Origin of the sequence: Mesorhizobium sp. M4A.F.Ca.ET.020.02.1.1 (assembly GCF_004022645.1) — a bacterium.
Lineage (GTDB): Bacteria > Pseudomonadota > Alphaproteobacteria > Rhizobiales > Rhizobiaceae > Mesorhizobium.
The window spans coordinates 1-3,847 of the sequence record NZ_RZOI01000597.1; the positions used below are offsets into that span (position 1 = coordinate 1).

A 3,847-nucleotide genomic window follows, 5' to 3' on the forward strand; every position below is an offset into this window, starting at 1 on the left:
GGCTGTTGAGGTCGAAACCCCCGGAGAAGGGCTCGACACCCGTGCCGCGCAACTGCGGCAAAATGAGCCGCAGTTCCTCGAAGGCGGCGAAGGCTGCCAGCATCAGCAGATGCAGCGGATAGATGCGGCCGAAGCGGACGGGCACGAAGCGGGCAAGCTCGACCGGCTCGCTGAGCCGGCTGCCATAGGAGCTGGCGATGACGAAGCCGGAGAGCACGAAGAAGAAATCCACGAACAGATAGGAGCCGCCGACAAAGGCGCTCTGCGAGATCAGCGAGCCGGTCGGGAAATGGAACAATGCCACGAGCAACGCGCAGATGCCGCGCCAGGAATCCAGCACCAGGAAACGCTCGCCCGCCACGGTGCCGGTCCGGGTCGCCGCGGGCATGTGCGCGGGGTTGAGAAAGGCGGTCTGCGTCATGATGATACAATCCTGTGTTGTCGTGGCACTCGCCGAACGCCATTTCCGTTTCCCCACTCTGTGACTGGCATGTTGCGTGCCGGTTCTGTAGTTGTGGCAGCCCGATGAAAACCGAGGATCCGTAATGGCGAACCAGAACATCGACCATGCCTTCACCGCCCGCTCCAAGACGGGCGCGTCCCTCGAGCCGACCTATGCCGGCGCGCTGTCTTTCATGCGGCGCAAATACACGAAGGACGTGAAGGGCGCGGACGCCGTGGTGTGGGGCATTCCCTTCGACGCCGCCGTCACCAACCGGCCGGGCGCACGCTTCGGGCCACAGGCGATCCGCCGCGCCTCGGCGATCCTCGACAACGACCCGCAGTACCCGTTCTCGCGCGACCTGTTCGAGCACCTCGCCGTCGTCGACTACGGCGACTGCCTGCTCGACAGCGGCAACCATCAGAAGACGCCCGGCACGATCGAGCGCGAGGCGGCCAGGATCCTGAAATCAGGCGCCTTCCTGTTGTCGCTCGGCGGCGACCATTTCGTCACCTGGCCGCTGCTCAAGGCGCATGCCGCCATCCACGGACCGCTGGCGATGGTGCAGTTCGACGCCCATCAGGACACCTGGCCGGACGACGGCAAACGCATCGACCACGGCTCTTTCGTCGGACGCGCGGTGAAAGAAGGCATCATCGATCCCGACCGTTCGATCCAGATCGGTATCCGCACGCACGCCCCCGATACGTTCGGCATCAAGATCCTCTACGGTCATGAGGTCGAGGAGATGCGGGCGTCCGACATCGCCTATGCCATCGTAGACCGCACCGGCGGCAGGAAGACCTACCTCACCTTCGACATCGACTGCCTGGACCCGGCCTTCGCGCCGGGCACCGGCACGCCGGTCGCCGGTGGCCCATCCTCGGCGAAGATCCTGTCGACGCTGCGCCAGCTCGGCCAGGTCGACATTGTCGGCGCCGACGTGGTCGAGGTTGCGCCCGCTTACGATCATGCCGATATAACGGCGATCGCGGGCTCCATGGTGGCGATGCACTATCTGGGCCTGGTGGCAGAACGAAAAGCCCGGCTCGAGGAGCTGAACAACGGCAATACTGTTGCAGTCAATCATGCTCAGGGCATATAGCACTGAAATCGCAGGGAATTTTCAAAGGCAATGAAACCAAAAATCTTCATCGACGGCGAACACGGCACGACCGGGCTGCAGATCAGAGCGCTGCTGGCGGAGCGGGGCGACCTTGAGATCATCTCCATCCCCACCGAGCGCCGCAAGGAAACGGCGGCGAGAGCCGAGTTTCTCAACGCCGCCGATGTCGCGATCCTCTGCCTGCCGGACGCCGCCGCCAAGGAAAGCGTCTCGCTGATCGAGAACGACACCACCCGGGTGATCGACGCGTCGACCGCGCATCGTGTTGCCGCCGGCTGGGAATATGGTTTCGCCGAAATGGACAAGGACCAGGCAAAGAGGATCGCCGCGGCGAAGCGCGTCGCCAATCCCGGCTGCTGGCCGCAAGGTCCGATCGCGACGCTCAGGCCGCTGGTGTCGGCCGGACTGTTGCCCGCCGACTTCCCGATCACCGTCAACGGCATTTCCGGCTATTCCGGCGGTGGCCGGCCGATGATCGAGGACTATGTCGGCAAGGGCGAGGACGCACCCGAATTCCTGCCCTACGGGCTGACCCTGCAGCACAAGCACGTGCCGGAGCTCAGGACCTATGCGAAGCTCTCGCACGACCCGATCATGCAACCGGCGGTCGGCAATTTCGCGCAAGGCATGATCACCGTGGTGCCGCTGCAACTCGGCGGCCTCGAGCGCGTGCCGACTGGCGCCGAAATGCATGCAGCGCTCGCCGATCATTTCGCCTCGATCGAGGGCGGCGTGGTCGAGGTCGCGCCCTACACGCATCTGGAGCGCATCGCCGAGGTCGATCCGGAAATCTACAACGGCACCAACAAGATGAAGGTCTATGTGTTCGCCAATGACGAGCGGGCGCAGGCGCTTCTGGTCGCCGTCTATGACAATCTCGGCAAGGGCGCGTCGGGTGCCGCCGTGCAGAACATGGACCTGATGCTCGGTCTCGCCCCGTAAGCGGGCAGGCGGGAATTCCCGACGGGCGAAGCTGCGGCAGGAGATCCGCCCCGATGAAGGCGAAGCTCGTGGCCGCTCAGGGCCGCTGACAAAGGCGGTCGGGCATCAGCAGTCGGCCGCTTCCGCCCGTCAGGCCGAATTCGACAGTCAGACAGCAAGCAGCTCCACCACCTTCTGGACGTGAAGATACCCACCACTCAGGCGAAGTGGCTCAGCTTGCGAGCTTGACCTCATGCGGTAGCGGATAGGCGCCCTTGGTGCCGCGCCAGTGCGCGGCGGCAAAGCCCAACAGCACGAGCGCGAAACCCTGGTGGGTCAGCGCCATATGCAGCGGCACCTGCATCAGCAGCGTGCCAATGCCGATCGACGCCTGCACCAGGACGATCAGGAACAGCAGCGTCGCGCGACGCGCATGGGTCGTTCCCGGCAGACGCCGGCGGGTTGCGATCATGTGCCAGAGCGCCACCGCGAAGACTGTGTAGGCGCCGATGCGGTGGACGAACTGCACCGTCTTCGGGTTCTCGAAGAAATTGCGCCAGGCAGGCTCGAGCAGGAGCAGATCGCCTGGAACCAGCCTGCCGTCCATCAGCGGCCAGGTGTTGTAGCTCAAGCCGGCGTCGAGCCCGGCGACCAACCCGCCGAGATAGATCTGCACCAGCGCCAGAAGCACGATGACGCCGGCAAGCCGCTGCGTCGAGCGGTCGGCGGCGGGCTCGGAATGCGGCGCCAGCCCCCGCGCGACCACCATCGTGGCGGTGAAGATCAGCGCCGCCAGCGTCAGATGCGTGGCCAGCCGGTACTGGCTGACCGAGACGCGGTCGACAAGGCCGGACGCGACCATCCACCAGCCGATGGCGCCCTGCAGGCCGCCGAGCAGCAGGATGCCGACGAGCTTCGGCCCCAGGCCGCGCTCGATACGGCGCGTCGCCCAGAAGAACAGCAGCGGCAGGGCAAAGACGACGCCGACACTGCGCGCCAGAATGCGGTGCACCCACTCCCACCAGAAGATCGACTTGAACGCGTCGATGCTCATCCCTTTGTTGAGCTCGGCATATTGCGGGATCTGCTGGTAGCGCTGGAATTCCTCCTGCCACTCGGCATCGTTGAGTGGCGGGATGACACCATGGATCGGCTGCCATTCGGTGATCGACAGGCCGGATTCGGTAAGCCTGGTGGCGCCGCCGACCAGCACCAGGGCGAACAGCACGAGAAGCACGAAATACAGCCAACCGCGCAGTTGCGCCCGGTTGCGCAGGTCGCGATCGCGGGCGGCATAGGGTGCGGCAGCAGTGATGGCAGCCATGGTTGTGTTCCGGCGATTGAGGTCGCGGGATTGG

Annotated in this window: 4 protein-coding genes; 2 read left to right on the forward strand and 2 right to left on the reverse strand. The window is 65.0% G+C overall.

The window, feature by feature from the left end; all coding sequences use genetic code 11:
• A partial coding sequence (locus EN742_RS27440; protein WP_148670294.1) for an acyltransferase occupies positions 1-421 on the reverse strand: 421 nt, incomplete at its 3' end.
• Between the two features lie 124 nt (positions 422-545).
• On the opposite strand from EN742_RS27440, the gene speB reads away from it, so the two are divergent.
• Together speB and argC are read left to right on the forward strand one after the other, a co-directional pair.
• Positions 546-1,547 carry an agmatinase gene (gene speB / locus EN742_RS27445; protein ID WP_126054913.1) on the forward strand — a complete coding sequence of 334 codons (1,002 nt, stop codon included), beginning with the start codon at positions 546-548 and terminating at the stop codon, positions 1,545-1,547.
• A gap of 30 nt (positions 1,548-1,577) precedes the next feature.
• Positions 1,578-2,510 carry an N-acetyl-gamma-glutamyl-phosphate reductase gene (gene argC / locus EN742_RS27450; protein WP_127406143.1) on the forward strand — a complete coding sequence of 311 codons (933 nt, stop codon included), beginning with the start codon at positions 1,578-1,580 and terminating at the stop codon, positions 2,508-2,510.
• Positions 2,511-2,721: 211 nt separating this feature from the next.
• On the opposite strand, the gene EN742_RS27455 is transcribed toward argC, so the two are convergent.
• Entirely contained in the window at positions 2,722-3,813 is a 1,092-nt protein-coding gene (locus tag EN742_RS27455; RefSeq protein ID WP_128333496.1) for a COX15/CtaA family protein, read from the reverse strand.
• Between the last annotated feature and the right edge of the window lie 34 nt (positions 3,814-3,847).

What these genes read in the sequence shown, in the direction of transcription:
- speB (WP_126054913.1), top strand. Translation starts at nt 546, where the DNA reads ATGGCGAACCAGAACATCGACCATGCCTTCACCGCCCGCTCCAAGACG.
- argC (WP_127406143.1), top strand. Translation starts at nt 1,578, where the DNA reads ATGAAACCAAAAATCTTCATCGACGGCGAACACGGCACGACCGGGCTG.
- EN742_RS27455 (WP_128333496.1), bottom strand. Translation starts at nt 3,813, where the DNA reads ATGGCTGCCATCACTGCTGCCGCACCCTATGCCGCCCGCGATCGCGAC.